The sequence below is a fragment of the Gilliamella apis genome, from assembly GCF_002142155.1.
Classification (GTDB): domain Bacteria; phylum Pseudomonadota; class Gammaproteobacteria; order Enterobacterales; family Orbaceae; genus Gilliamella; species Gilliamella apis.
In genome coordinates, this window is the sequence record NZ_NASD01000003.1 from 90,531 (window position 1) to 117,063 (window position 26,533).

Consider the following 26,533-nt stretch of genomic DNA (forward strand, 5'->3'; position numbering starts at 1 on the left):
GTCCGAGTTAAGAGGGTTGCCGCGAACCCTCTTTACAATCTCCCGCGGCGACCACGCAAGTGGTCACGATGTGACTGCCTTCCGCCTTCGTTCGGTCTTAACGCACCGGCTGTGATTTGTTCCTGACAAAGCACCGCCTTGGCAAACATCCCTGTTTGCCATGCTAACCTCACTCAGTTGTCAGCACATTGCCAATGTCGCGCCACAAAATCGTTTTTATCGTCCTAACATTATTTTTCTTATCCTCAGCTTCAATACCTAAGAACTAAGAAATAATAGCTAAGGATAGACACAGAGTACCGCTTTGTAGGTGACGCCATCAAACGACACGTCACCAAAACCCGAATCAACCGCAAAATAATATCGGTTATCACTCGTCTTATCATTCGCCCAATAGTTATATGGTTCGAAGTTGGCACCAGTATAACGGACCATCGTCCCCCATTCCGTGAAAAATCCTGCACCAATGTGACGCCGCATCATATGATCAGGTGACGAAGGCGTTGCCGTTAATGCATTTACTTGATTTCCATAATTTCGACATACATATCCTGAATCATCCTCAGGACAAGACGCATTAGTTAAATCCATGACCTTTACGAGACGGTATCCAATCCTATTACACCAAGATGATGCACTAGAAAAGGTATAAGAAGAGTTCCAATATTCCTCTCCACGATTAACAAACCACTGCTTTAACTCAAATCCATATTTGACCACCGCATTACCACTGCTATCACGACCGACTAACTCAAATACCTGAGGTAAAGAGGATCTGGCGATTCTACCTGGATTATCTGATTCCCATTGCGATTCTGTAGCAACAGGACCTGTTAGGGTGACTCGAACGCTGGTACTTGTTGAATCGGTCATCGTTGCCGTAATACCACCATGAGAAACCGGCGCCCAAGATAAGGCCTGACTAACACCACTAATATCTAAATCAAAAAACAAATTATGAGCACCAGTAGTCGGGAAGTTTAAACCATAAGACGACGGCGTAACTGACTGTGGTATAAAACCCTTACCAAATTCCCAAACGGCAACAGAAAGACCTTGCATTGCAGTGTAGTCGCCTAGGTCAGGTCTTGCATAACAAATCACTGGCGATGCCTTAGGATTAATATAATAAGTGGCATTACCTGCACTAAAACGACTTTCATTAGGTACCCCATAACGTGTTGTTAATCTACCTTCACCATTAGATAAGGTTAATTTATATGGCGCTCTACAAATAGTCAGCACTTCATTATGGGCAACAGCTTGACTATTTTTATCGACAATGGATAAATTTAAACTACCGGTAGCGGTGACGCCATTAACGCCCTGACCATCTCCATCATCATCCCCCCAATAATTATACGGTGTGCCAATAAGTGAACTTAATGCAATAGAATTAGTATTCCTTGGTACTAACATACCAATATCATTAAAACTCTGACCAACAACAGGTAATTCGATAGGATTAGTTGAACTTGAATTATTGGTTGTCGGAGTAAATGCTCTACCATCAGATAGCGATATCCCGAGTAGCGATTCGGTATTTGTTACCCGGGTACGACCTCCATCAAAGGTTAAATAAGGTGCTGAGCCATAAATAATATTGGTCGTTGTAGTGGTTAATGCATAATTAGCAAAAGAGATAGACTGTAAAACAACCACGGTTAATATGAAAACCATCGGCTGAGATAAACAGGCTAAACCAAGAAATTTTGAAAAATTTTGCCGGAATTTCGGAAATTGTCGAAATTGTCGAAATTGTCGAAATTGTCGAAATTGTCGAAATAATAAACTGCGGTGAAATAATAAACGGTATGAGCTTAACTTTAGAGAGGTGAAATTATAGGTTGGGCAGGTTGTGTGTTGTGTGTTGTGTGTTGAAAATTATAATCCATATCAGATATCCTTGTCAATCCAATTTTATGATTTATTTAAAATTTTAAGCCTGATGGCATAAAATTTATCCATTCGTATAAATATGCTATAAAAGTATAGTGATTGCAAAAAACCATGCAACTTTTTTTGACGGTTTTATTGTTAACTTTTGTAAAGAAGAATACTGCTAGCCCGAAAACAGCATCGGTTATTTGCTGTTTATTAGAAATAATAGCCCCTTTATCCCCTCTTTAAAAATCACTATTTTTAATATTAATAATTTGCAGATTAGGCTTTTGATTTTGACAATTTTATAGTCGTTTTTAGAAGGTATTTTGCGTTTCAAAAACCCCGTTCCTCAGATTTTTTATTCTTTGAGTTTCGGACGTTTGTTGTTTGGTGGTTATTTCTATACGGTGAATACGTCCGAGTTAAGAGGGTTGGCGCCAACCCTCTTTACAATCTCCCGCGGCGACTACGCAACTGGTCACTACGTGACTGCCTTCCGCCTTCGTTTGCTCTTAACGCACCTTGCCAAACATCCCTGTTTGCCATGCTAACCTCACTCAGTTGTCAGCACATTGCCAATGTCGCTAAATTAAATACACCATACTTATTTGGCAAAATACACTTTAATTATTGGAACTAGTTGATGTTATAACTAGCGTTAGCGATTTAGTTGATTAATTTATTATCTAAAGTAGATATAAAATAATTCCTAATACTAAATAACATCTTTTTTAATAGATTTTTACTTATAGATAATTTATAGCCAATCAATCCAATCAGGAGTAAAACATAATGTCGGATATCCCCTAGTATCACCTATTTCTGCGGATATATTTCCATCTAAAGGACGGACAATATTATAAACCCAATCTGTAAGACTTTGTTGTTTTACACGTTTTCCTGTCCAATAATATGTATTTGGATTAATATTTAAACCATAATCCACTAAATTACCCCATTCACTAAATAATCCTCCACCAATATGACGCCAATAACGACCTCCATCAGAGAAAGAGTTTTTATTAGGAAAATTTAAACCTGTAATATTGTATACAAAATTATCATAAGTAAAGGTTCCTGATGCAGAAGTAAGATCTACTGGATCAGGCAATCGGTATTCATCAGCATTTACATCTTCAGTTCTACCCGGTACTCCATCTAATGCTAAACACCAATTTGTATGTTCTCGACTATTATGTGAAATTATATTTTTATCACGCACAACAAACCATTTTTGTAGAACAAACCCATATTTAGCAACAATATCACCTTTGCTATTCATTCCAGATAAAGTAAATTTGGCTGGTAATATTGATGGTTTCTTTGCTATAGCTCCATCATTATTAGATGTTGGTATAGGACCAGTTATAGTTACTAATACACGATTTGTTCCTTCATTTTTCATCGTCGCAGTAATATCACCAACTTTTACTGTAGGCCATGTCAGTACTTCTTTTGCTCCATCGATCAATAGATAAAAATAGAGGCTATCACCTGCTAAAGTTGGAAAATTTTGAGCGTAATCTCGACCAAGAGCAGATTGAACTAAAAACCCTTTATTCGAATCCCAAATATTTGTTGGTCCTGAAAATATACCAGTATTATTAGCCATACTTCCTGGCATTGCATTGCATATAGATGGTTGTTCATCATGTGGATATATAATATATTTTGCTATTCCGCTACCATATATTTTTGATGATGGATCACCATATTTAGTACTCAATTGTGCATTATCTGCTTTTAAAGTTAATGTATAAGGGCCAAAACAATGAGTAGGTAATTCGTTCAAATCCCCCAATATTAGATTATTCTTACTGTCTTTCCATTGTCCTATAATATTACCATTCAAAATGAAATCATTATCTCCATCATCATCTGCAATTAAGCTATTATCAATTATGTTGAATGAGTAATTGTTGTTATCTGGTACTACTATTGATTTTACACTTGCAAATGTATCTCCTGGCTTTGATAAAGATATATTTGTTACGGAAACTAAATCACCATCAGGATTTTTTTTGTACATATTTCCAGCTTCATCGCTTATATAAACAGTATTCCCTACTTTAATACTTAATAATTCAGAGATATCTTTTATGCGAGTATTATTATATTCAATATATGGTAATGACCCTTTAATTGTCAAAGATGTATGAGTAGATAAACTATATGCAAACTGAGAAAAGCTAGTTATAAATAATGAAATAACTATCTTTAATAATAAATTATCAAAAATAAAACTAGATTTTTTAGATCTTTTCAATGACGAGACATCATAAAAAACTGTCGTTTTCAGATCGTTACTATCTGAAAAAACATTTACAACATGAAATTTATGTCGAATTGAACACAACTTTGATTTATTTGTTTTCGGAATAACTTTACATTGATTAACGTTAGAGGTTCGTTTTAATATTTTTTGAAAAAATAAACGATAAAGAGATACTAAACTTTGGTAGTTGAAATAAGCTGATTTTAAATTATAGGTTTGGCAGATTTGGTGTTTGGTGTTTGGTGTTTTACATTATAATGCATGGCGACAATCCTGTCAAGTAATTATCTGTTTTATTTGGCTTTTTTAGTACTGTTCGACTAAATATCCATCGATTATTATATTTAACATATAATGAAAGTATAGTGACGAGAAAAATCTAAGCAACTTTTTTTAAAAGTTAAATTGTTAATTTTTGTAAAGTTTAATGTAATATTATGTCTTAATTACGCCCTTAAAACCTATTTCGAAGAAACTTTAGGGGGATTTTTAGGCTTTAAAAACCCCGTTCCTCAATTTTTTGGGTTTGATGAGTTTCGGACGTTTTGTTGTTTGGTGGCTAGTTCTATACGGTGATTACGTCCGAGTTAAGAGGGTTGGCGCCAACCCTCTTTACAATCTCCCGCGGCGACCACGCAAGTGGTCACGATGTGACTGCCTTCCGCCTTCGTTCGCTCTTAACGCACCGGCTGTGATTTGTTCCTGACAAAGCACCGCCTTGGCAAACATCCCTGTTTGCCATGCTAACCTCTCTCAGTTGTCAGCACATTGCGAATGTCGCGCCACAAAATTGCTTTTTATCGTCCTAACGTTATTTTTCTTATCCTCAGCTTCAATACCTAAGAACTAAGAAATAATAGCTAAGGATAGGTACAGATTCCGACCATTTCGTAGGTCACATTCAAATCCATGACACCCACGCTACCCATCACATTAATAGTAAAAGCTTTGTTATTTATCAACTCAGGCTTATCATTTGTCCAATAATAAAACCACTGCCATGTTAAGTCGAAACCAGTGTAAAACGCTACATTCGACCATTCCGACATAAATCCTGCACCAATGTAAAGCTTGTAAGAATTCTGAGGTGACGAAGGCGTTGCAGCTACTATTTCATTTCCATAATTTTGACAAAACGATGTATTAGAGTTAACGCCCTGACAAGACGCATTAGTTAAATCCTTGACCTTAGCCATACGGTATCCTCCAATCTTATTACACCAAGATGATGCACTATAATAGTTATGTCCATAATCACCACGGCTATCAAGACCACGATGAACAAACCACTGCTTTAACTCAAATCCATATTTGACCACCGCATTACCACTGCTATCACGACCGACTAACTCAAATACCTGAGGTAAAGATGGTTTGTCGATTCTACCTGGATTTTCTGATTGCTGTTGCGATTCTGTAGCAACAGGACCCGTTAGGGTGACTCGAACGCTGGTACTTGTTGAATTGGTCATCGTCGCCGTAATACCACCATGAGAAACCGGAGCCCAAGATAAGACCTGATTAGTACCAAAAATCTTTAAATCAAAATACAAATTATGAGCACCAGTAGTCGGAAAGTTTGAACCATAAGACGATGGCGTGAATGACTGTGTTATAAAACCCTTATTCCGGTCTTCTAAAATGCCAGGAGTAAACAGATCAGAATATGGAGCACCATAAAACGCGAGATGGAGCATAGGTTTTGCAAAACAAATCTGTGTTTCCTTAGGATTAATATAATAAGTGGCATTACCTTCCGTAAAACGACTTTCATTAGGCACACCATAACGTGTTTTTAATGTACCTTCATCATTAGATAAGGTTAATTTATATGGTGCTTTACAAATAGTTAGCACTTCATTACGGGCAACAGGATTATTGTCTTTATCAGCAATAGATAAATATAAACTACCGGTAGCGGTGACACCATTAACGCCCTGACCATCACCATCATCATCCCCCCAATAATTATACGGTGTGCCAATAAGTGAACTTAATGCAATAGAATCAGTATCCGTTGGTACTAACATACCAATATCAGCAAAACTCTGACCCTCAACAGGTAACTCGATAGGATTAGTTGAACTCGAATTATTGGTTGTCGGAGTAAATGTTCTTCCATCTGAAAGGGATATCCCGAGTAGCGCTTCGGTATTGGTTACCCGGGTACGACCACCATCAAAGGTTAAATAAGGTGCTGAGCCATAAATAATATTGGTCGTTGTAGTGGTTAATGCATAATTAGCAAAAGAGATAGACTGTAAAACAACCATGGTTAATACCAAAACCATCGGCCGAGATAAACAGACTAAACCAAGAAATTTTGAAAAATTTTGCGGAAACTTTGGAAATTTCGGAAATTGCTGAAATAATAAACTGCAGTGAAATAATAAACGGTATGAGCTTAACTTTAGAAAGGTGAAATTATAGGTTGGGCAGGTTGTGTGTTGTGTGTTGTGTGTTGAAAATTATAATCCATATCAGATGTCCTTGTCAATCCAATTTTATGATTTATTTAAAATTTTAAGCCTAATGGCATAAAATTTATCCATTCGTATAAATATGCTATAAAAGTATAGTGATTGGAAAAAACCATGCAACTTTTTTTGGCGGTTTAATTGTTAACTTTTGTAAAGAAGAATACTGCTAGCCCGAAAACAGCATCGGTTATTTGCTGTTTATTAGAAATAATAGCCCCTTTATCCCCCTCTTAAAAAAATCACCATTTTTAATATTAATAATTTGCAGATTAGGTTTTTGATTTTGACAATTTTATAATCGTTTTTAGAAGGTATTTTGCGTTTTAAAAACCCCTTTCCTCAATTTTTTTGGTTCGCTGAGTTTCGGACGTTTGTTGTTTTGCGGTTGTTTCTATACGGTGATTACGTCCGAGTTAAGAGGGTTGGCGCGAACCCTCTTTACAATCTCCCGCGGCGACCACGCAAGTGGTCACGATGTGACTGCCTTCCGCCTTCGTTCGCTTTTAACGCTCCTTGCCAAACATCCCTGTTTGCCATGCTAACCTCACTCAGTTGTCAGCACATTGCGAATGTCGCACCACAAAATCGCTTTTTATCGCCCTAACATTATTTTTCTTATCCTCAGCTTCAATACCTAAGAACTAAGAAATAATAGCTAAGGATAGACACAGACTCCGAAGAGTTTGGTATTCTCTACTGCTATGGTAGGGTAGGAATACATAGTACCCCAATCCGAGTGAACATAAAAAGAATATTGGTTGTTATTCGTCTTATCACTCGCCCAATAGCTAACGAAGTAGAAGTTAGTATCAAGGTAATAGAGCATACTCCCCCATTCCGTGAAAAATCCGGCACCAATGTAACGACTGAAAAACACATCAGGTGACGAAGGCGTTGCCTCTACTAGATCGTTACAAGCGTCTTCTGTATTATTTCCCCGACAAAACGCATTAGTTAAATCCTTGACATTTGGGACACGGTATCCTCCAATCTTATTACACCAAGATGATAGACTAGAAAGGTTACTTGTATAATCACCACGATTAGCAAACCACTGCTTTAACTCAAATCCATATTTGACCACCGCATTACCACTGCTATCACGACCGACTAACTCAAATACCTGTGGCAAAGATAGTCTGGCGATTCTATCTGGATTTTCTGATTCCCATTGATTAGGGTCTGTAACGGCAGGACCTGTTAGGGTGACTCGAACTTCGTTACTTGTTGAATAGGTCATCGTCGCCGTAATACCACCATGAGAAACCGGCGCCCAAGATAAGGCCTGAGCATTACTACCCCCAATAATTAAATCAAAATATAACTTATTAGCTCCAGTAGTCGGGAAGTTTGAACCATAAGACGACGGCGTAACTGACTGTATTAGAAAACCCTTATCAAGGTTCCATATATTAACAGGACCAGGAGTGTTATGTGAAACGTTGTGCAAGCTAGGTTTAGCAAAACAGATCACCGGCGCTGCCTTAGGATTAATATAATAAGTGGCATTACCTTCCGTAAAACGACTTTCATTAGGTACCCCATAACGTGTTTTTAATGTACCTTCATCATTAGATAAGGTTAATTTATATGGCGCTTTACAAATAGTCGGCACTTCATTACGGGCAACAGAATTATTGTCGTTATCAACAATAGTTAATTTTAAACTACCGGTAGCGGTGACACCATTAACTCCCTGACCATCGCCATCATCATCCCCCCAATAATTATACGGTGTGCCAATAAGTGAACTTAATGCAATAGAATCAGTATCCGTTGGTACTAACATACCAATATCCGCAAAACTCTGACCCTCAACAGGTAACTCGATAGGATTGTCACTTGAATCATTGGTTGTGGGAGTAAATGTTCTACCATCAGAAAGGGATATCCTGAGTAGCGCTTCGGTATTGGTTACCCGGGTACGACCACCATCAAAGGTTAAATAAGGTGCTGAGCCATAAATAATATTGGTCGTTGTAGTGGTTAATGCATAATTAGCAAAAGAGATAGACTGTAAAACAACCATGGTTAATACCAAAACCATCGGCCGAGATAAACAGACTAAACCAAGAAATTTTGAAAAATTTTGCTGAATTTGTTGGAAAAATAAACTGCGGTTAAATAATAAACGATGCGAGCTTAACTTTACTAACGTTAAATTATAGGTTGGGCAGGTTTGGTGTTTGGTGTTTGGTGTTTAAAATTATAATACATATTCGACATTCCTGTCAATTAAATTAATGATTAATTTACGATTTTGCACCTATTGGCGCAAAATTTATCCATTTATATAAATATAGTACGAAAATTATAGTGATTGGAAAAAACCATGCAACTTTTTTTGATGGTTTAATTGTTAACTTTTGTAAAGGTGAATGTAATATTATGTTTTAATTACTTGCTTAAAACCTATTTCGGAGAAACTTTAGGGGGATTTTTAGGCTTTAAAAACCCTGTTCCTCAAATTTTTTTGGTTGTTTGAGTTTCGGACGTTTGTTGTTTTGTGGTTATTTCTATACGGTGATTACGTCCGAGTTAAGAGGGTTGCCGCGAACCCTCTTTACAATCTCCCGCGGCGACTACGCAAGTGGTCACGATGTGACTGCCTTCCGCCTTCGTTCGCTTTTAACGCACCGGCTGTGATTTGTTCCTGACAAAGCACCGCCTTGCCAAACATCCCTGTTTGCCATGCTAACCTCTCTCAGTTGTCAGCACATTGCGAATGTCGCACTACAAAATCGTTTTTTAACACCCACTTCGTTAACGTCAATGCCATTGCCTTGGCAGGGCAATGATTGTTTAATGTCCTAACATTATTTTTCTTATCCTCAGCTTCAATACCTAAGAACTAAGAAATAATAGCTAAGGATAGACACAAAGTCCGCGGAAGCTTTTATTCAACGTCGGCAAGAACCAAATAATACCAGTGGCATTGTCACCACTTAGATCAGAACCCTGGGTAATTACAAAATTGTAATCAGCTGTCGCCCAAAAGTAACCTTTGAAGAAGTTAGCACCAGTGTACGTGTAATCGAACATCGACCCCCATTCCGATAACAATCCTGTACCAATGTGACGACGGACCTTATTATCAGGTGACGAAGGCGTTGCACTTTCTACACCTTGACACACATCTTGACTCTCCCCCCTTCTTGGTTGACAAGTCGCATTAGTTAAATCCCTGACCTTTGGAAGACGGTATCCAATCTTATTACACCAAGATTCCACACTAGAAGAGGTACTTACATAACTACCACGATTAACAAACCACTGCTTTAACACAAATCCATATTTGACCACCGCATTACCACTGCTATCACGACCGACTAACTCAAATGTCTGCGGTAAAGATGGTTTGTCAATTCTACGTGGATTTTCTGATTGCCATTGCGATTCTGTAGCAACAGGACCCGTTAGGATGACTCGAACGTATTGGCGTCCATCAGATAAGATAAGTTCATCGGTCATCGTCGCCGTAATACCACTATGCTTAACCGGCGCCCAAGATAAGGACCGACCAACACCACCAATATGTAACCAAAAAAACAAATTATGAGCACCAGTAGTCGGGAAGTTTAAACCATAAGACGATGGTGTAACTGACTGTGGTAGAAAACCATACGTCCAGTCCCAAACGGCAGCAGAAAGACCTCTATCAGTCCACACGGAACCAGGTCTTGCACCACAAATCTTTGGCGTCGTTTCCTTAGGATTAATATAATAAGTGGCATAACCTGCCGTAAAACGACTTTCATTAGGCACCCCATAACGTGTTTTTAATGTACCTCCACTATTAGATAAGGTTAATTTATATGGCGCTCCTCCACAAATATCAAGCACTTCATTACGGGCAACAGGTAGATTCCATCTATTGACAATAGATAAACTTAAACTACCGGTAGCGGTTATATCATTAGTACCCTGACCATCGCCATCATCATCACCCCAATAATTATACGGTGTGCCAATAAGTGAACTTAATGCAATAGAATTAGTATCCGTCGGTACTAACATGCCAATATCTGCAAAACTCTGACCAGTAACAGGTAAAGCGATAGGATTAGTTGAACTGGAATTATTGGTTGTGGGAGTAAATCTTCTACCATCAGAAAGGGATATCCCGAGTAGCGCTTCGGTATTGGTTATCCGGGTACGACCACCATCAAAGGTTAAATATGGGGCTGAGCCATAAATAATATTGGTCGTTTTTGTGGTTAATGCATAATTAGCAAAAGAGATAGACTGTAAAACAACTACGGTTAATACCAAAACCATCGGCCGAGATAAACAGGCTAAACTAAGAAATTTTGGAAATTGTCGAAATAATAAACTACTGTGAAATAATAAACGATATGAGCTTAACTTTAGAGAGGTGAAATTATAGGTTGGGCAGGTTGTGTGTTGTGTGTTGTGTGTTGAAAATTATAATCCATATCAGATGTCCTTGTCAATCCAATTTTATGATTTATTTAAAATTTTAAGCCTAATGGCACAAAATTTATCCATTCGTATAAATATGCTATAAAAGTATAGTGATTGCAAAAAACCATGCAACTTTTTTTGGCGGTTTTATTGTTAACTTTTGTAAAGGTGAATGTAATATTATGTCTTAATTACTTGCTTAAAACCGATTTCGGGGAAACTTTAGGGGGATTTTGGCTTTAAAAACCCCGTTCGTCAATTTTTTGGGTTCGCTGAGTTTCGGACGTTTTGTTGTTTTGTGGTTATTTCTATACGGTGAATACGTCCGAGTTAAGAGGGTTGGCGCCAACCCTCTTTACAATCTCCCGCGGCGACCACGCAAGTGGTCACGATGTGACTGCCTTCCGCCTGCGTTCGGTCTTAACGCTCCTTGGCAAACATCCATGTTTGCCATGCTAACCTCTCTCAGTTGTCAGCACATTGCCAATGTCGCTAAATAGGAAGCACTAAACTTATTTGCCAAAATAAACTTTTATTATTGGAACTAGCTGATGTTATAACTAACGTTAGCGATTTATTGGCGGGATTTTGGCTTCAAAAACCCCTTTCCTCAAATTTTTTTTGGTTGTTTTAGTTTCGGACGTTTGTTGTTTTGCGGTTGTTTCTATACGGTGATTACGTCCGAGTTAAGAGGGTTGGCGCCAACCCTCTTTACAATCTCCCGCGGCGACCACGCAAGTGGTCACTATGTGACTGCCTTCCGCCTTCGTTCGCTCTTAACGCACCGGCTGTGATTTGTTCCTGACAAAGCACCGCCTTGCCAAACATCCCTGTTTGCCATGCTAACCTCACTCAGTTGTCAGCACATTGCGAATGTCGCTAAATAAGAAGCACTAAACTAATTTATAAAAATAAACGTTTATTATCAGTAATAGCTGATGTTATAACTAACGTTAGCAATTTATTGGATGGATTTTGGCTTTAAAAACCCCGTTCCTCAATTTTTTTGGTTGTTTGAGTTTCGGACGTTTGTTGTTTTGTGGTTATTTCTATACGGTGATTACGTCCGAGTTAAGAGGGTTGCCGCGAACCCTCTTTACAATCTCCCGCGGCGACCACGCAAGTGGTCACGATGTGACTACCTTCCGCCTTCGTTCGCTGTTAACGCACCGGCTGTGATTTGTTCCTGACAAAGCACCGCCTTGGCAAACATCCCTGTTTGCCATGCTAACCTCTCTCAGTTGTCAGCACGTTGCGAATGTCGCTAAATTAAATACACCAAACTTATTTGCCAAAATAAACTCTTATGTTTATAGCAAGCTAATTTTAGTTTTAAAACCTATTTCGAAGAAACTTTAGGGGGATTTTTGGGCTTTAAAAACCCCTTTCCTCAAATTTTTTGTGCTTTTGTTGAATTATGCTGATCATTTAGCTATCTATAGCTTATTTTAAATTTGCATGTAAAATGTGGTAATAATACAGATATAAATAATATAAGGAAATTAATCATGATGACAGGTAACTGCTTATGTGGCGAAATTGTCTATCAACTAAATAGTGATATCAAAGCGATTGTTTTTTGTCACTGTTCACGTTGTCGTAAACAAACTAGTTCAGCGTTTAATTCTGCCGCACTCATTAACAAGGAAGATTTAACTTTTATCAAAGGGGAAGAAAATATAAAGGTTTTTTCTAGCTTAGGCGTCAACCGTCATTTTTGTAGTAATTGTGGTTCACATCTATTTTCTAGTCGCGATAATGATAATAGTACTTACCGATTACGTATTGGATTGATTAATGAGCCAATTAATGCTGAAAAGCGTATACACATTTATACTGGTTCAAAAGCCAATTGGGATACAATTTGCGGTGGAGATACTGAATATGAGGAAAATATACCACCTAAACTGTGATCATTCAGTTTCAATTTAAGTTATTATCGGGTTTTAGTTTGTGATTAGATAATGATTAGACTAAAACCTAACATTCCATTTATCAAATTAGTGATCTTTCAGTTTTGCGTCTCGTTGCCAATAGCTTTTATGTGCAAAACCAAGTAGATTATTGGTCATCTTAATTTCTTGTAATTGTAGTGACCAAATCGGCGCTTTCATGACTCTTGCAAAAGGAAAGGCGGAATAATAAAGCTTATAAGCATTGCTAGCTTTATTATCAATGAGTTGTTCAGCTATAGCGCTAAATTGAATACCTTGAATTTTGGTTATCGATTTTGGATTAACACTTATAGTACCGGCAACATTTGGATTGTGTAGCATTGCTTGTGCATGTTTGGTTTTTAATTCTGATAAGAAATATATACACCAGTTCTCTTTATCAAATACATAGAATGCATTACATGCCCATGGCTGGTTATTAGCTAATATCGCACATAAATTTACTACATGTTGTTGCTGGATAAATTGCGCGATTTTAGACTCGCTTTTTTTCATGATATTACTGTTTATTCAGGTTTTTGATTAAGATGCATATCTTCACCCCAGCGAGGTAAACAAGGTACATTAATATCAAACAGATCAAGCGCTCTAGCAACACTATGGGTAATAATATCATCCACACTTTCAATGTGTTGATATAACGCAGGAACTGGCGGAAAAATAATTCCTCCCATTAAAGTCACCGCTTCCATATTTTTAATATGACCTAAATGTAATGGCGCTTCTCGCGTCATTAAAACTAATCGACGCCGCTCTTTCAATACCACATCTGCCGCTCGAGTAAGTAAATTATCTGATAAACTATTTGCTATAGCTGAAAGTGTTCGCATTGAACATGGTGCAACTAACATTCCCATGGTTTTAAATGAGCCACTCGCAATTGCAGCGCCAATATTATCGATCGCATATACAACATCTGCTAACGATTGCAATTGAGTTAATTGTGATTGCGAATGTTCATAATGACCGGTGATTTTTGCCGCTTTTGATACCACTAAATGAGTTTGAATATCCATTGGTTTTAATAGTTCTAAAGCTTTAATTCCATAAGCAAAGCCTGTAGCACCACTTATGCCAATTACTATCCTTTTCGCAGCCATATTTATTCCTGTTATTTAATTGAATCTAAACGCTTGTTGATTAGTGTAGCTTAAAATAACATAGTCTAGATAACAATATTATAAATCGATGGGATGGTTAAAATATCTTTTCAGATAGAGAGAAGTGAATACCGCTAACCAAAATGTTAGCGGTATTTATGAATGACTTACTCTTTTGCCATAGGTTCTTCAACAACTTTGGTTTTTTGACTTCCTTGGATGGCTTTTATTTTAGCATCATAGTTTGCTACGTCTTCTTTGTTTGACAATAGGCTATAAGTTAAAACAAATTCTGTGCTTTTTCCGGCTTCTAATTTACGTACGCGTTTTTGTTCACGTTCAATTGTAACTGGATAAGCAAAACTTGTTCCTGGTTCAATACCAGTCACATAACCTTGTTTAACTGTATCAGTATTTTTCCATAGTGTTAGCACAGGTAATTGTTGAGTATTAAAAGCAATCCCAACCCCTTTATCACTTGCATTGTTGGTCAACATAACTTGAGTTTGATTATTTGCATCTGAATAAGGGAAAATGTTATACACCATTTCATCAAAGTCTTTAGTTGGTCCTAGATAAGTTTGCCAATTTTTAAGACCAGTTGCAGCGTATTCATTGAAAGGTGAGATTTCTTTAACTGGAGCAACAAATTTAGCTCCTTCTTCTAAAATTGGCGTACCAAAATTACTGTGATAAATAATTTGATAATCACGATCATAATCGCTCAAATTAGTTAGGATGTCATGTACGGTAAATTCTTTGCTACCAGGAACATGTTGGATAGCAACCCAAGTTTCAAAATTGCTCTTTTTGAAAGTATTTTCTTTAATTAGCCCTTTGATAGTAATCGTATAAGGAGCTTGATCTTCAACTTCAACATATAATTTCGATACAGGAGTATTTTGTGCACGACCATGAAGTGTATACATCATACCATCAGCTTGTACAGCGTGACCGGTCCATTCAAAGCCACAGCGAACCATCATTTCGTTAAAGCCATCTAGCCAACCAAGACCACCACGGCTTTCTAAATTCATATATTTAGGATTAACAACCTCTTTAACTGGTGAATCCCAACCTAAACGAATCCCATCTCCTTCAACTTTTACGATACCTAAACCACGTGTTGGACTTAAGCTAATCGTTAAGCCTTCACTTTTAACAGTTAATAGTTCAGAACCTTCTTGTTTACCACCTTTGAGAATTAGATTTTGAACAGTAAAAGGAGGTGCATCAGGACTAACATCTTTGTTTGTAATATACCAATTGCCTTTTTGAAGGCTTTTTTCATCATCAGTGACTAAAAAATCTTTTGCACTGGCGGAATATGAAACTAAGCCGAGTAAAATAGCTAATGATGTATGTTTAATTTTCATGAGATTAATTCCTTATAATAATTTATATTTTTGCACATCATAATATGAGTATTATTTTCCGATAGTATAATATCTATAAAAATGCACAAGTAAATTTAATGATTTGGTCTTACTTGTCCTGCTTTCCAGTGTTTTCGACAAACAGAATGATACTCACTGTCACCAAGATGTATAGAATTTCCAAATTTGACTATTTGCCCATTTTCACCTTCTAAAAGGATCATGGTAGCTTTTTTGCCACACCAACAAACAGTTTTAAGTTCCCTATAATTGTCAGCAATTTCTAATAAGGTTTTCGAACCTTCAAATAAATGCCCCATATAGTCTGTTTTTAATCCAAAAAACATCATAGGAACACCATATTCATCACAAACATCAGATAATTTCCAGATGGTATTAGATGATAAAAACTGACTTTCATCAATTAAAATACATGCGTAATTATTTTGTTTGATATGCTCAATTATGCCATCCACTGTGTTATCGTCAAGTTGTAATGCTTTTTTACGTAAGCCAAGTCGAGATACGATCTCAACAGCAGAATCTCGAGTATCGACCGAAGATTTAAGCAATAGTGTTTGCATATTATTACTTAAGTAATTATGGTCGATTTGCAGTAATTCGGTAGATTTTCCAGCGTTCATTACGCCATAAATATAATAAATTTTTGACAAAATCAGCGTCTCAAAAAGTTAAATATTTATTTCCTATATTAGGAAATAAAAGGTAAGTTATTCTACTTACCTTTTTGATTGATTAATACTATTTTGCTTTACCTTGGTTAGCTACCGCTGCTTGTTTAGCGGCGATTTCATCAGCATTACCTAAGTAATAGTGTTTAACAACTTTCATGTTGTCATCGAATTCATAAACTAATGGTACACCAGTTGGGATGTTTAGATCGATAATATCATCATCACTGATGTTATCTAAATGTTTAACTAGCGCACGAAGTGAGTTACCGTGAGCTGCGATAATTACACGTTCACCTTTAGCAACACGTGGAGCAATAGTTGATTCCCAATAAGGAAGTACACGTTTAATCGTTAAAGCTAAGCTTTCAGTTAAAGGTAATTCTGATTCAGGTAATTTGCTATAACGTGAATCATGACCAGGGAAACGCTCATCTGATTTTTCAAGTGCTGGAGGAGTAATTGCAAAACCACGACGCCATAATTTAACTTGCTCATCACCATATTTAGCAGCAGTTTCAGCTTTATTTAGACCTTGTAGCGCACCATAATGACGTTCATTTAATTTCCAGCTTTTTTCAACCGGTAACCATGCTTGATCAACTGCATCTAAAACGTGCCATAATGTGTGAATTGCACGTTTTAAAACAGAAGTATATGCATAATCAAATTCGAAACCTTCTTGTTTTAGCAATTGACCTGCTTCTGCAGCTTCTTTATTACCTTTGTCAGATAAATCAACATCAGTCCAACCACAAAAACGGTTTTCTTGATTCCACACGCTTTCTCCGTGACGAATAAGAACTAATTTTTTTACTGCCATGAATATAACTCCTTAGTTACGTAAAATAAAATGGTTAAATCAATTTGGTTTGCACTAAAACACATGATTAATTAGTGTGTTATTACTTATTAATTGGTTATAAGCCTCTATATCACTTTAAAATACTGATTAATTTGTTGATAAGTATTTTAATGGATCGACTGATTGTGCTTTATAACGAATTTCAAAATGTAATCTTACTGATGAAGTTCCTGTTGCTCCCATCGTTGCAATTTGTTCACCAGCACGAACATTTTGTTGTTCTTTAACTAAAATAGTTTGGTTATGTGCATACGCGGTTAAATAGTCATCGTTATGTTTTATAATAATTAAATTACCATAGCCCGGTAAGGCATTCCCTGAATAAACCACTCGACCGTTAGCAGCGGCAACGACTTTGGTACCTAAAGTACCTGAAATATCAATCCCTTTGCTAGCATTAGAAAATTTTTCAATGATTTTACCTTGTGCAGGCCATTGCCATACAATATTAGCTACGTTAGATGTGGTTGGTAACTTGGTTGGCTCTGTGGCTGTGGTATCAACAGGTTCAGTTACCGTTTCGGTAGTTTGAATCGTATTGGTTGGTTTATCTTTACCCGAGGTTGTGGTTGTAGTTGTTGTAACTGTGGTTACAACTGGTTTAGTTTTGGTAGTGGTATTAGTCGCTGAACCATAATTACCAGCTGCAACAACTTGCGCTGTAGAAGTGGTTTTTTTAGTTTCAACCACCGTTGTACCACCACTGACATCTAACACTTGACCAACATTTACCGCGAATGGTTCTTTAATGTTATTTTTAGCAGCCAAGGCACGATAATCATTACCCGTTACCCACGCAATATAAAAAAGTGTATCACCTCGTTTAACAGTATAGGTATCGCCTTGATAACCACCTTTAGGAATATCATTGTAGTTACGATTATAAACAATGCGCTCATTAGAGGTAACCACACTTTGACTATCTCTATTGCTATTGGATGTTACTGTCGAGTGAGATGCTGGTGTTGATGATGAATAAATTTGTGACGAAGAACGTGAACCAGTAGAAATATTTGTCGGTGGTTTTGAATATACCGACGAGCTAGAACGACTGGAAGAGTTAGAAATATCTTCAATTTCAGCTGGATTAGTTTGTGTACATGCGGAGATCATCAAACTTAAACAACTTAATGTGAGAATTTTTTTCACAATAACACCTTTCATTAATTTATATTATTTTGTTATGCACATTTTATCGTTTTTACAACAAAAAGCTATTATATTAATTACTTGTAAAGTAAATCAATAAAATCACTGGCAAAAATGTACAATTCTTGAGTAAAAGCTATAAATTCATCTCATTTGATGGCTAATTATTCGCAGTATTTCCAAATAACTATCGTATTCTAACTAACCGATTATACGACCGAATAAATATCATTAGCACAAAAAAGCATTTCAGCCATATTTTTGGCCGATAATGATTAATACTAATTTCATGATAATGAGTATATACAATAAAACAAGGTTTGGTATAGTATATTTAATGCCTTACTACAAAATTTACAGTGATCAAAATAGAATGACTTTATATATTGTTGCAACACCCATTGGCAATTTAGATGATATTACCCTAAGAGCCATTAATACACTCAAAAGTGTTGATCTTATTGCGGCTGAAGATACTAGACACAGTGGACTACTATTACAACATTTAGGTATTAAAGCTAAACTTTTTGCTTTACACGATCACAATGAACAAGAAAAAGCACACGTTTTGATCGAAAAATTAAAATCCGGGTTATCAATTGCATTAATATCAGATGCAGGAACACCGCTGATAAATGATCCTGGTTATCACTTAGTCAAAGCCTGTCGAGAAAATAATATTAATGTCGTTCCCATCCCTGGTGCATGTGCGGCTATAGCCGCATTATCAGTAGCTGGATTACCTTCAGACAAATTCTGTTATGAGGGCTTTTTACCGGCAAAAACCAAAGCACGCCAAGATTATTTGTCTACTTTATGCGAAGAGAGTCGAACAATGATTTTTTATGAATCTACCCATCGACTTTTAGATACCTTAAAAGATATGCAGACGGTTTGGGGTAGCGATAAACATATTGTTCTGGCCAAAGAACTCACTAAAACATGGGAAACCATTGTCAGCTATCCGGTAAATGAGTTAATTCGCTGGTTACAAGAAGATAGTACTCGTCAAAAAGGCGAATTTGTTCTAATCGTTGAAGGACATAGCAAAACTGATAATGCTATTGATGTCAAAGTCATGACTACCTTAAAATTATTAGTTAAAGAGTTACCATTAAAAAAAGCAGCAGCAATTACTGCAGAGATGTATGGACTGAAGAAAAACCAATTGTATCAAATCGGCTTATCATTGGAAAATTAGACAAACAGTTAATTAATAGTTAATTATAAAGATAAGAATAGCAAATTTTCAGTTCCAAAACTTAACACGCTAGTTTTGTTGAATATTTTAGAACAGTATCAACATTAGCATAATTAGCCTAATTTAGTATATAATTGCCCCCTATTTTTAAGATTTTTATAACACAAGGTAATAAACAGTATGGGATTTAAATGTGGTATTGTCGGACTACCAAATGTAGGCAAATCAACGCTTTTTAATGCACTAACCAAAGCTGGAATAGAGGCTGCTAACTTTCCGTTTTGTACGATTGAACCAAACACAGGTGTAGTGCCAATGCCTGATCCGCGTTTAGATCAATTGGCGGAAATAGTTAAACCACAACGCACCTTACCAACCACAATGGAATTTGTTGATATTGCGGGGCTAGTTAAAGGTGCATCTAAAGGTGAAGGACTAGGTAATCAATTTTTAGCCAATATTCGTGAAACAGAAGCGATTGGTCACGTTGTTCGTTGTTTTGAAAATGAAAATATTGTGCACGTTGCAGGTAAAATCGATCCGGCGGAAGATATTGAAATCATTAATACTGAACTTGCGTTAGCTGATCTTGAGGCTTGTGAAAGAGCCATTACCCGTTTACAAAAACGTGCTAAAGGTGGCGATAAAGACGCCAAGTACGAACTGGAAATCTTAGATAAGTGTTTACCTCATCTTGAACAAGGTAAAAAACTATTACTACTCGATTTTAGTAAAGAAGAGTTAGATGCAATTAAATATCTAAGCTTTTTAACCCTAAAACCAACAATGTATATTGCTAATGTTAATGAAGATGGTTTTGAAAACAATCCATATTTAGAAAAAGTCAAAGCCATTGCTGAGCAAGAAAAAGCTGTCGTTGTACCTGTCTGTGCCGCAATTGAAGCTGAACTTGCGGAACTCGATGACGCTGATCGCGATGAATTTATGCAAGACCTTGGTTTAACTGAACCTGGCCTAAATAGAGTAATTCGTGCCGGTTATAGTTTACTTAATCTGCAAACTTATTTTACTGCTGGTGTTAAAGAAGTTCGGGCATGGACAATTTCTGTTGGAGATACTGCGCCGCAAGCTGCCGGTAAAATTCATACCGATTTTGAAAAAGGCTTTATTCGAGCACAAACCATTGCTTTTGATGACTTCATTAAATATGGTGGTGAACAAGGTGCTAAAGAAGCAGGTAAAATGCGCTCTGAAGGGAAAGATTATATCGTGCAAGATGGCGATATTATGAATTTCTTATTTAATGTTTAATCTTTGTTGATGCCGTATATTGCGGCATCATTATCATATATTTATATAACTCAATAGATTATCTGCTCTCAATTAACTACTTGTCTAACACCACGGAAAATCGATTACAAGGAGCTTCATTTATGTTATTAACCTTTGAACAAGCCCAAAAAAATATACTTGAAGCAACAAATAATCATAAACCGACTGGAGAAAAAGTAGCATTATTTGATGCCTTAGATCGAATCACTGCTGAACCGGTTATTTCTCCAATTAATGTACCTAGCTTTAATAATTCGGCGATGGATGGTTATGCGCTAAGATTATCTGATATCAATCAATCGAAGTTATTACCGTTAGCAGGAGTAATTTATGCAGGTGACGATATTTCATCACTAAATTGGCCTAAAGGTAGTTGCTTACGAATTATGACTGGTGCACCGGTTCCTAACGAAGCTAGTGCTGTTGTGATGCAAGAAGAGACAGAACAAACTGAATCAGGAATTAAATTTTTACAGCAAATAAAACCAGCTAGTAATATTCGTTATATAGGTGAAGATGCTAGACAAGGTGCAGTTATTGTCGAAAAAGGCACTCGGTTAACTATTCCGACTTTATCAAGTTTAGCAACACTTGGGATTGCAGAGTTAACTGTCTATCAAAAGTTAAAAGTTGCAATATTTTCCACCGGTAATGAATTAACTGAAATTGGTAGCCGATTAGCAAATAATAGTGCTATTTATGATAGTAACCGATTCACCCTCAAATTATTATTGAGCAAATTAAACTGTGAAATAATTGATTTAGGGATAATTGTCGATGATCCGAGCAAAATTAAGCAAACACTCGAAATCGCATCTAAACAGGCTGATTTAGTGATTAGTAGTGGTGGTGTTTCAGTCGGGGATGCTGATTATACTAAAATGGCACTAGAAGAACTGGGTAAAGTTAACTTCTGGAAAATTGCCATAAAACCTGGAAAACCGTTTGCCTTTGGCAATATAGGTAATGCGTTATTTTGCGGATTACCGGGTAATCCAGTTTCATCTCTTGTCACTTTTTATCAATTAGTTCAACCATTAATTTTAGCCCTTTCTGGACAAAATTTAACCGAAGCTGAGTTATCATTTAAAGTAAAAACAGCAGCAAATCTGAAAAAAAGTATCGGTAGATTAGATTTTCAACGTGGTGTATTGCAAATTTCAACTAATGGTGAGTTGGAGGTTGTTTCAACTGGGCAACAAGGCTCCCATCTCACACAATCGTTTAATCATGCTAACTGCTTTATCTTGCTTGAAAAAGATAGAGGCAATGTAACTAAAGGTGAATGGGTAACTGTTGAACCGTTTAATACACTATTAAAATAGTGCAACCAATACCGCCCCAGCAGCTATCATGGCAACGCCTATAGCCGAAAGAAATGAAATTTTTTCGCCAAATATAATAGTTGCAAAAATTACCGCAAAAACGACACTAAGTTTATCAATTGGGGCGACTTGTGATACTTTACCTTCTTTTATTGCCATAAAGTAAAATAGCCACGATAATGCGCCAGCTACGCCACTCAATGCAATAATAAGTAATGCTTTTTTATCATTAAAAAAAGTATTAATTAAATTCAGTTTTCCTTGAACAACAACTACACCAACTAGAAAAATAGCCATAACTATAGCTCTAATTGCTGTCGCAGTATTAGCATCAAGATGTTGTAAACCAATTTTACCGAGGATTGCCACACAAGCTGCAGTAATCGCCGATAATAATGCATAAATAAGCCAAGCACTCATATAAGTTAATACCTATCAATTTGAAATAAATATTGTTGATTATTAGAATTTTTTTGACATTGCTCTGATTTATTCATTACTCCACGGCAATCTTCAAGAACGCCATGAGCTTTTGACCAATGATATTGTTTACCTTCATCATTTTTACCGCCACAAGCAGTTAAAGCTAAACTAAACGTTAGACAAGTTAATGCAATAATTACTGATTTCATCATATTTCCCTCGCAAATATCAAAATGTGGTTTAAATTATTATTGTTAATTATTTTAGTTCATTATTAAGCTGATTGATAGCTAAGCTATCACCTATTTTTAATATATGAAAAGATCTATCTCCCTTTAATGAGTTTAATAATGTTGGTGGCTCATCTAATGGTTCATCTGCCAATTCAAAAGCTCCCCAATGGATCGCAATGGCTGACTGACAATTTAATTCATCATAAAGTTTTACAGCTTGTTGTGGATCTATATGCTGCGATTGCATAAACCAACGTGGTGCATAAGCACCAATTGGTATCAAAGCAAGATCTATCTGCTTAAATTTATCAGCAATTTTCTTTAAACTTGCGCAATAACCGGTATCCCCCATAAAGTAGACCGTTTTAGTTGATAATGGTTTATCAATATCTGTCTGCATAACCCATCCACACCATAATGCTTTATTCACATCAAACGCTCCCCGATTACTCCAATGCTTTGCCGGTGTAGAGGTAAAGGTAATTCCATTAACATTAGTTGACTGCCACCAATCTAACTCAATAACTTGCTTGGCCCCCCATTTTAATAATTTACTTTTAAGTCCTAAGGGAACCAGAATAGTAAGTTGCGGATACCGCATGATAAGTTGGCGAATACTATTAAAATCAAGATGATCATAATGGCTATGAGAGATTACCACTACATTAATTGGAGGTAATTTATCAATGGTAATTGCTGGTTTTGTTCGTCGTTTTGGCCCAATAAATTGCACCGGCGAAACCCGGTTAGAAAACACTGGATCGGTTAATATCCATTGTTCATCAAGCTTTATCAGGGTAGTAGAATGTCCGATCCACCAAACTCTATCACCGCTTAAGCTAATATCAATTGAGCTAAGCCAATTTTGGATGAATGCTTGATATCCGCCTTTCGGCGGTAACACTTTACGTTGCAGTCGCCAACGCAAAGCATCAGTTAATTTAATTGAAAAAGGTTCAGTATTATCAAAACCTTTCTTTTTATGATGTGACTGATCACATATTATTTTGTTCGCTTTACTCATTAAGGGATATCTAATTGTAGTTATTTGGCTCTGCGTTCTATTAATACCGCAACGTTACCAGCATTAGCAATAGCATCAGGTTTTGACACTTTTATTTTTAACCATTGTACCGAGAATTTCTCAATGACTAACATTGCAACACGTTCTGCTACGGTTTCAATCAATTCAAATTTATTTTGTTCAATAAATGACGTTATTGATTGCGACACAACAAAATAGTCTAAACAAAATTTCACATCATCACTTTGTCCAGCAGGTTGATTATCCCATGCCATTTCGAGATCAAGAACTAACTTTTGTTTAATCGTTTTTTCCCAATCATAAACACCGATTGTGGTATAAACCGTTAGTGATTCAATGAATACTCTATCTTTAATTGATAAGGTCATATTCTATTCCAGATATAGATATTGTTTAAAATAGAGATTACCGAATCTTAATAAATTACGCTATAATTTATTGCAAATAATAGTAAATAATAGTTTATATGACGCGAATTTTTCAGCCTTACACAATTAATCAAAATAGTTTGATCACTTTAGATGATAATGCTTTCAATCACCTTATTCGAGTATTAAGAATGAAAACCGGGGAATCAATTACGCTTTTTGATGGTTCCAACCAAATTACGCCTGCCGTTATACATGAAGTTAATAAAAAAACGGTTATTGTAAAAACAGCAAACAGTGTATTAGATAATCGAGAATCACCATTAAACATTCATTTAGGGCAAGTGATTTCTCGTGGCGATAAAATGGAATTTACTATTCAAAAATCGGTCGAATTAGGTGTTAATACCATTACCCCCCTACTTTCAGAACGTTGTGGCGTCAAACTCGATCAAGAAAGGCTTGAAAAGAAAGTTCAACAATGGCAAAAAATTGTTATTTCGGCTTGTGAACAATGTGGACGAAATATCATCCCAAGCATCAATCCAGTAATGAAATTAGAAACTTGGTGTGCAAATTTAACCGATAGTTTAAAACTTAACTTACACCCTAAAGCCGAACAAGGAATAAACCAATTACCGTGTGATAATAACAATATTAGTTTATTAATTGGGCCGGAAGGTGGTCTATCTAATGAAGAAATTAGCATGACTCATCAATATCAGTTTACTGATATTTTGCTCGGGCCGAGAGTATTACGTACTGAAACAGCGGCGTTAACTGCAATAACAGCGCTTCAAGTTCGTTTTGGTGATTTAGGTTAGTCACAAGAAATAAATAAGTTAATAAATGATTGCTTTGCTTATTAATCGGTAACGGGTATGATAGTTGAAAATTCGATTATTATTGCTAATACCTCTTTCTACCTTGGTTTTATCTAAATTATTAAATAGGTAGAGCAGCAGCAAATCATCAACACCGAATTCAGTAAAATCAAATATAATCAGTAAGGAGTTACCATGATCAAACTTGGTATTGTTATGGACCCCATTAGCCATATCAAATTAAAAAAAGATACCAGTTTTGCGATGCTACTTGAAGCACAAAAACGCGGCTATCAACTTTATTATATGGAGATGAATGATCTGTTTTTACGCAATGGAGAAGCTAGTGCCACGACTCGTACAGTAACAGTTCATAACAATAGTGAGCATTGGTTTGATTTTGGAGACGAACAGACTATAGCATTAAGTGAACTTGATGTAATATTAATGCGCAAAGATCCACCTTTTGATACTGAATTTATCTATGCAACCTATATATTAGAGCGTGCGGAAGAGAAAGGCGTATTGGTAGTAAATAAACCTCAAAGTCTACGCGACTGTAACGAAAAATTATTTACTGCTTGGTTTGCTGACTTTACACCTGAAACCTTAGTTACTCGTCAGACAACACAAATCAAAGCTTTTCATCAACAATATCATGACATCATTTTAAAACCACTAGATGGCATGGGTGGTTCGTCAATTTTTCGCGTGAAACAAGATGATCCTAATGTTTCGGTGATTATTGAGACACTTACTGAACATAATACCCGTTATTGCATGGCGCAAACATTTATTCCCGCAATCAAAGATGGCGATAAACGGGTTTTAGTTGTCGACGGTGTACCCGTGCCTTACTGCTTAGCACGAATTCCACAACAAGGGGAAACTCGAGGAAATTTAGCTGCTGGTGGACATGGTGAAGTTAGGCCATTAAGTGATAGTGATTGGCAAATCGCTAACAGTATCGGCCCTGTTTTGCAACAAAAAGGACTACTATTTGTAGGACTTGATATTATTGGTGACAAACTAACCGAAATTAACGTTACCAGCCCGACTTGCGTTCGAGAAATTGAAGCAGCTAACCCAGATTTATCAATCACAGGTTTATTAATGGATGCGATTGAATCAAGATTAAATATAAAGAGTTAAAAATGATTAGAGAATATCAAGCAAAAGATTTAGATGCCATAATGACAATTTGGCTGCAAGGTAATGAACAAGCACATAATTTTATCGATCCTGAGTTTTTTAAACAAAACTTTGAATTAGTGAAGATGTTGATCCCAATGTCAACAATATATGTTCAAGATATCAACGGCGTTGTTGTTGGTTTTATTGGCCTAACTGAAAACTATATCTCAGGTTTATATGTTGAAAAGAATTTTCGTCATCAAGGTACCGGATCAGCATTAGTTGAAAAAGCCAAACAACGTCATAACGAATTAATGGTACATGTTTACAAACAAAATAGTGATGCAATTAACTTTTATTTATCACAAAATTTTGCAATTGTTGGTGAATCAATTAATGAAGAAACCAATCATCCTGAAATATTAATGCGCTGTAATGTTGAACATAAAGTCAAAATTGGTAAATGTGCATTATAAATTTAACGAC

Annotated in this window: 22 protein-coding genes; 7 read left to right on the forward strand and 15 right to left on the reverse strand. The window is 36.4% G+C overall.

The window, feature by feature from the left end; translation table 11 throughout:
• Positions 1-279: 279 nt before the first annotated feature.
• The 5 genes from B6C84_RS02510 to B6C84_RS02530 all read right to left on the reverse strand — a co-directional run bounded on the left by B6C84_RS02510 (position 280) and on the right by B6C84_RS02530 (position 10,917).
• Positions 280-1,680, reverse strand: a complete 1,401-nt coding sequence (locus tag B6C84_RS02510; protein ID WP_086354419.1) for a hypothetical protein — start codon at positions 1,678-1,680, stop codon at positions 280-282.
• Positions 1,681-2,641: 961 nt separating this feature from the next.
• Positions 2,642-3,913, reverse strand: coding sequence for a hypothetical protein (locus B6C84_RS02515; RefSeq protein WP_133052321.1), 1,272 nt, complete (start codon positions 3,911-3,913; stop codon positions 2,642-2,644).
• 1,106 nt (positions 3,914-5,019) lie between these two features.
• Positions 5,020-6,450: a hypothetical protein gene (locus B6C84_RS02520; RefSeq protein ID WP_133052320.1), complete on the reverse strand. Its 1,431-nt coding sequence runs from the start codon at positions 6,448-6,450 to the stop codon at positions 5,020-5,022.
• 844 nt (positions 6,451-7,294) lie between these two features.
• Positions 7,295-8,686: a hypothetical protein gene (locus B6C84_RS02525; protein ID WP_133052270.1), complete on the reverse strand. Its 1,392-nt coding sequence runs from the start codon at positions 8,684-8,686 to the stop codon at positions 7,295-7,297.
• 818 nt (positions 8,687-9,504) lie between these two features.
• Positions 9,505-10,917 (reverse strand): hypothetical protein, encoded by a 1,413-nt coding sequence (locus B6C84_RS02530; RefSeq protein WP_086356619.1) that lies wholly within the window; start codon positions 10,915-10,917, stop codon positions 9,505-9,507.
• A 1,655-nt stretch (positions 10,918-12,572) separates the two neighbouring features.
• Between B6C84_RS02530 and B6C84_RS02535 the strand changes: the two genes are divergently transcribed.
• Entirely contained in the window at positions 12,573-12,977 is a 405-nt protein-coding gene (locus B6C84_RS02535; protein WP_086354258.1) for a GFA family protein, read from the forward strand.
• 87 nt (positions 12,978-13,064) lie between these two features.
• Here the strand turns inward: B6C84_RS02535 and B6C84_RS02540 are convergent, their stop codons facing one another.
• The 6 genes from B6C84_RS02540 to nlpD all read right to left on the reverse strand — a co-directional run bounded on the left by B6C84_RS02540 (position 13,065) and on the right by nlpD (position 18,201).
• The gene (locus tag B6C84_RS02540) at positions 13,065-13,514 is read right to left on the reverse strand and encodes a PNPOx family protein (protein ID WP_086354259.1); all 450 of its coding nucleotides are present in this window, start codon (positions 13,512-13,514) and stop codon (positions 13,065-13,067) included.
• Between the two features lie 11 nt (positions 13,515-13,525).
• Positions 13,526-14,119, reverse strand: coding sequence for a UbiX family flavin prenyltransferase (locus B6C84_RS02545; RefSeq protein WP_034902204.1), 594 nt, complete (start codon positions 14,117-14,119; stop codon positions 13,526-13,528).
• A gap of 167 nt (positions 14,120-14,286) precedes the next feature.
• Complete coding sequence (locus B6C84_RS02550; RefSeq protein ID WP_065651002.1) at positions 14,287-15,495, reverse strand: aldose 1-epimerase family protein; 1,209 nt, start codon at positions 15,493-15,495, stop codon at positions 14,287-14,289.
• Positions 15,496-15,590: 95 nt separating this feature from the next.
• Entirely contained in the window at positions 15,591-16,169 is a 579-nt protein-coding gene (locus B6C84_RS02555; RefSeq protein WP_034902208.1) for a thymidine kinase, read from the reverse strand.
• Positions 16,170-16,257: 88 nt separating this feature from the next.
• A complete protein-coding gene (gene gpmA, locus B6C84_RS02560; RefSeq protein ID WP_034902210.1) occupies positions 16,258-17,010 on the reverse strand; it encodes a 2,3-diphosphoglycerate-dependent phosphoglycerate mutase in 753 nt (250 codons plus the stop codon).
• 129 nt (positions 17,011-17,139) lie between these two features.
• Complete coding sequence (gene nlpD, locus B6C84_RS02565; RefSeq protein WP_217332110.1) at positions 17,140-18,201, reverse strand: murein hydrolase activator NlpD; 1,062 nt, start codon at positions 18,199-18,201, stop codon at positions 17,140-17,142.
• Between the two features lie 337 nt (positions 18,202-18,538).
• On the opposite strand from nlpD, the gene rsmI reads away from it, so the two are divergent.
• From rsmI to moeA, 3 genes are all read left to right on the forward strand, one after another.
• Positions 18,539-19,402, forward strand: a complete 864-nt coding sequence (rsmI, locus tag B6C84_RS02570; RefSeq protein WP_086354261.1) for a 16S rRNA (cytidine(1402)-2'-O)-methyltransferase — start codon at positions 18,539-18,541, stop codon at positions 19,400-19,402.
• A 180-nt stretch (positions 19,403-19,582) separates the two neighbouring features.
• Complete coding sequence (gene ychF, locus B6C84_RS02575) at positions 19,583-20,674, forward strand: redox-regulated ATPase YchF (RefSeq protein WP_034902214.1); 1,092 nt, start codon at positions 19,583-19,585, stop codon at positions 20,672-20,674.
• A 122-nt stretch (positions 20,675-20,796) separates the two neighbouring features.
• Positions 20,797-22,020 carry a molybdopterin molybdotransferase MoeA gene (moeA, locus tag B6C84_RS02580; protein ID WP_086354262.1) on the forward strand — a complete coding sequence of 408 codons (1,224 nt, stop codon included), beginning with the start codon at positions 20,797-20,799 and terminating at the stop codon, positions 22,018-22,020.
• Here moeA and B6C84_RS02585 read toward each other — a convergent pair.
• From B6C84_RS02585 to folB, 4 genes are read right to left on the reverse strand one after another with little or no spacing between them, the layout of a single operon-like run.
• On the reverse strand, positions 22,012-22,440 hold the full coding sequence (locus tag B6C84_RS02585; protein WP_065614206.1) for an EamA family transporter: 429 nt from the start codon (positions 22,438-22,440) through the stop codon (positions 22,012-22,014). The genes moeA and B6C84_RS02585 overlap by 9 nt on opposite strands.
• 5 nt (positions 22,441-22,445) lie before the next feature.
• Positions 22,446-22,652, reverse strand: coding sequence for a hypothetical protein (locus B6C84_RS02590; protein ID WP_034902220.1), 207 nt, complete (start codon positions 22,650-22,652; stop codon positions 22,446-22,448).
• A 49-nt stretch (positions 22,653-22,701) separates the two neighbouring features.
• Positions 22,702-23,700 (reverse strand): MBL fold metallo-hydrolase, encoded by a 999-nt coding sequence (locus tag B6C84_RS02595; protein WP_086354263.1) that lies wholly within the window; start codon positions 23,698-23,700, stop codon positions 22,702-22,704.
• Positions 23,701-23,720: 20 nt separating this feature from the next.
• The gene (gene folB / locus B6C84_RS02600; protein ID WP_034902224.1) at positions 23,721-24,089 is read right to left on the reverse strand and encodes a dihydroneopterin aldolase; all 369 of its coding nucleotides are present in this window, start codon (positions 24,087-24,089) and stop codon (positions 23,721-23,723) included.
• A gap of 98 nt (positions 24,090-24,187) precedes the next feature.
• Here folB and rsmE point away from each other — a divergent pair, with 98 nt between their 5' ends.
• The 3 genes from rsmE to B6C84_RS02615 all read left to right on the forward strand — a co-directional run bounded on the left by rsmE (position 24,188) and on the right by B6C84_RS02615 (position 26,523).
• Positions 24,188-24,913 (forward strand): 16S rRNA (uracil(1498)-N(3))-methyltransferase, encoded by a 726-nt coding sequence (gene rsmE, locus B6C84_RS02605; protein WP_065614209.1) that lies wholly within the window; start codon positions 24,188-24,190, stop codon positions 24,911-24,913.
• A 195-nt stretch (positions 24,914-25,108) separates the two neighbouring features.
• Positions 25,109-26,065, forward strand: coding sequence for a glutathione synthase (gene gshB, locus B6C84_RS02610; RefSeq protein ID WP_086354264.1), 957 nt, complete (start codon positions 25,109-25,111; stop codon positions 26,063-26,065).
• 2 nt (positions 26,066-26,067) lie between these two features.
• The gene (locus tag B6C84_RS02615) at positions 26,068-26,523 is read left to right on the forward strand and encodes a GNAT family N-acetyltransferase (RefSeq protein ID WP_086354265.1); all 456 of its coding nucleotides are present in this window, start codon (positions 26,068-26,070) and stop codon (positions 26,521-26,523) included.
• Positions 26,524-26,533: the final 10 nt, after the last annotated feature.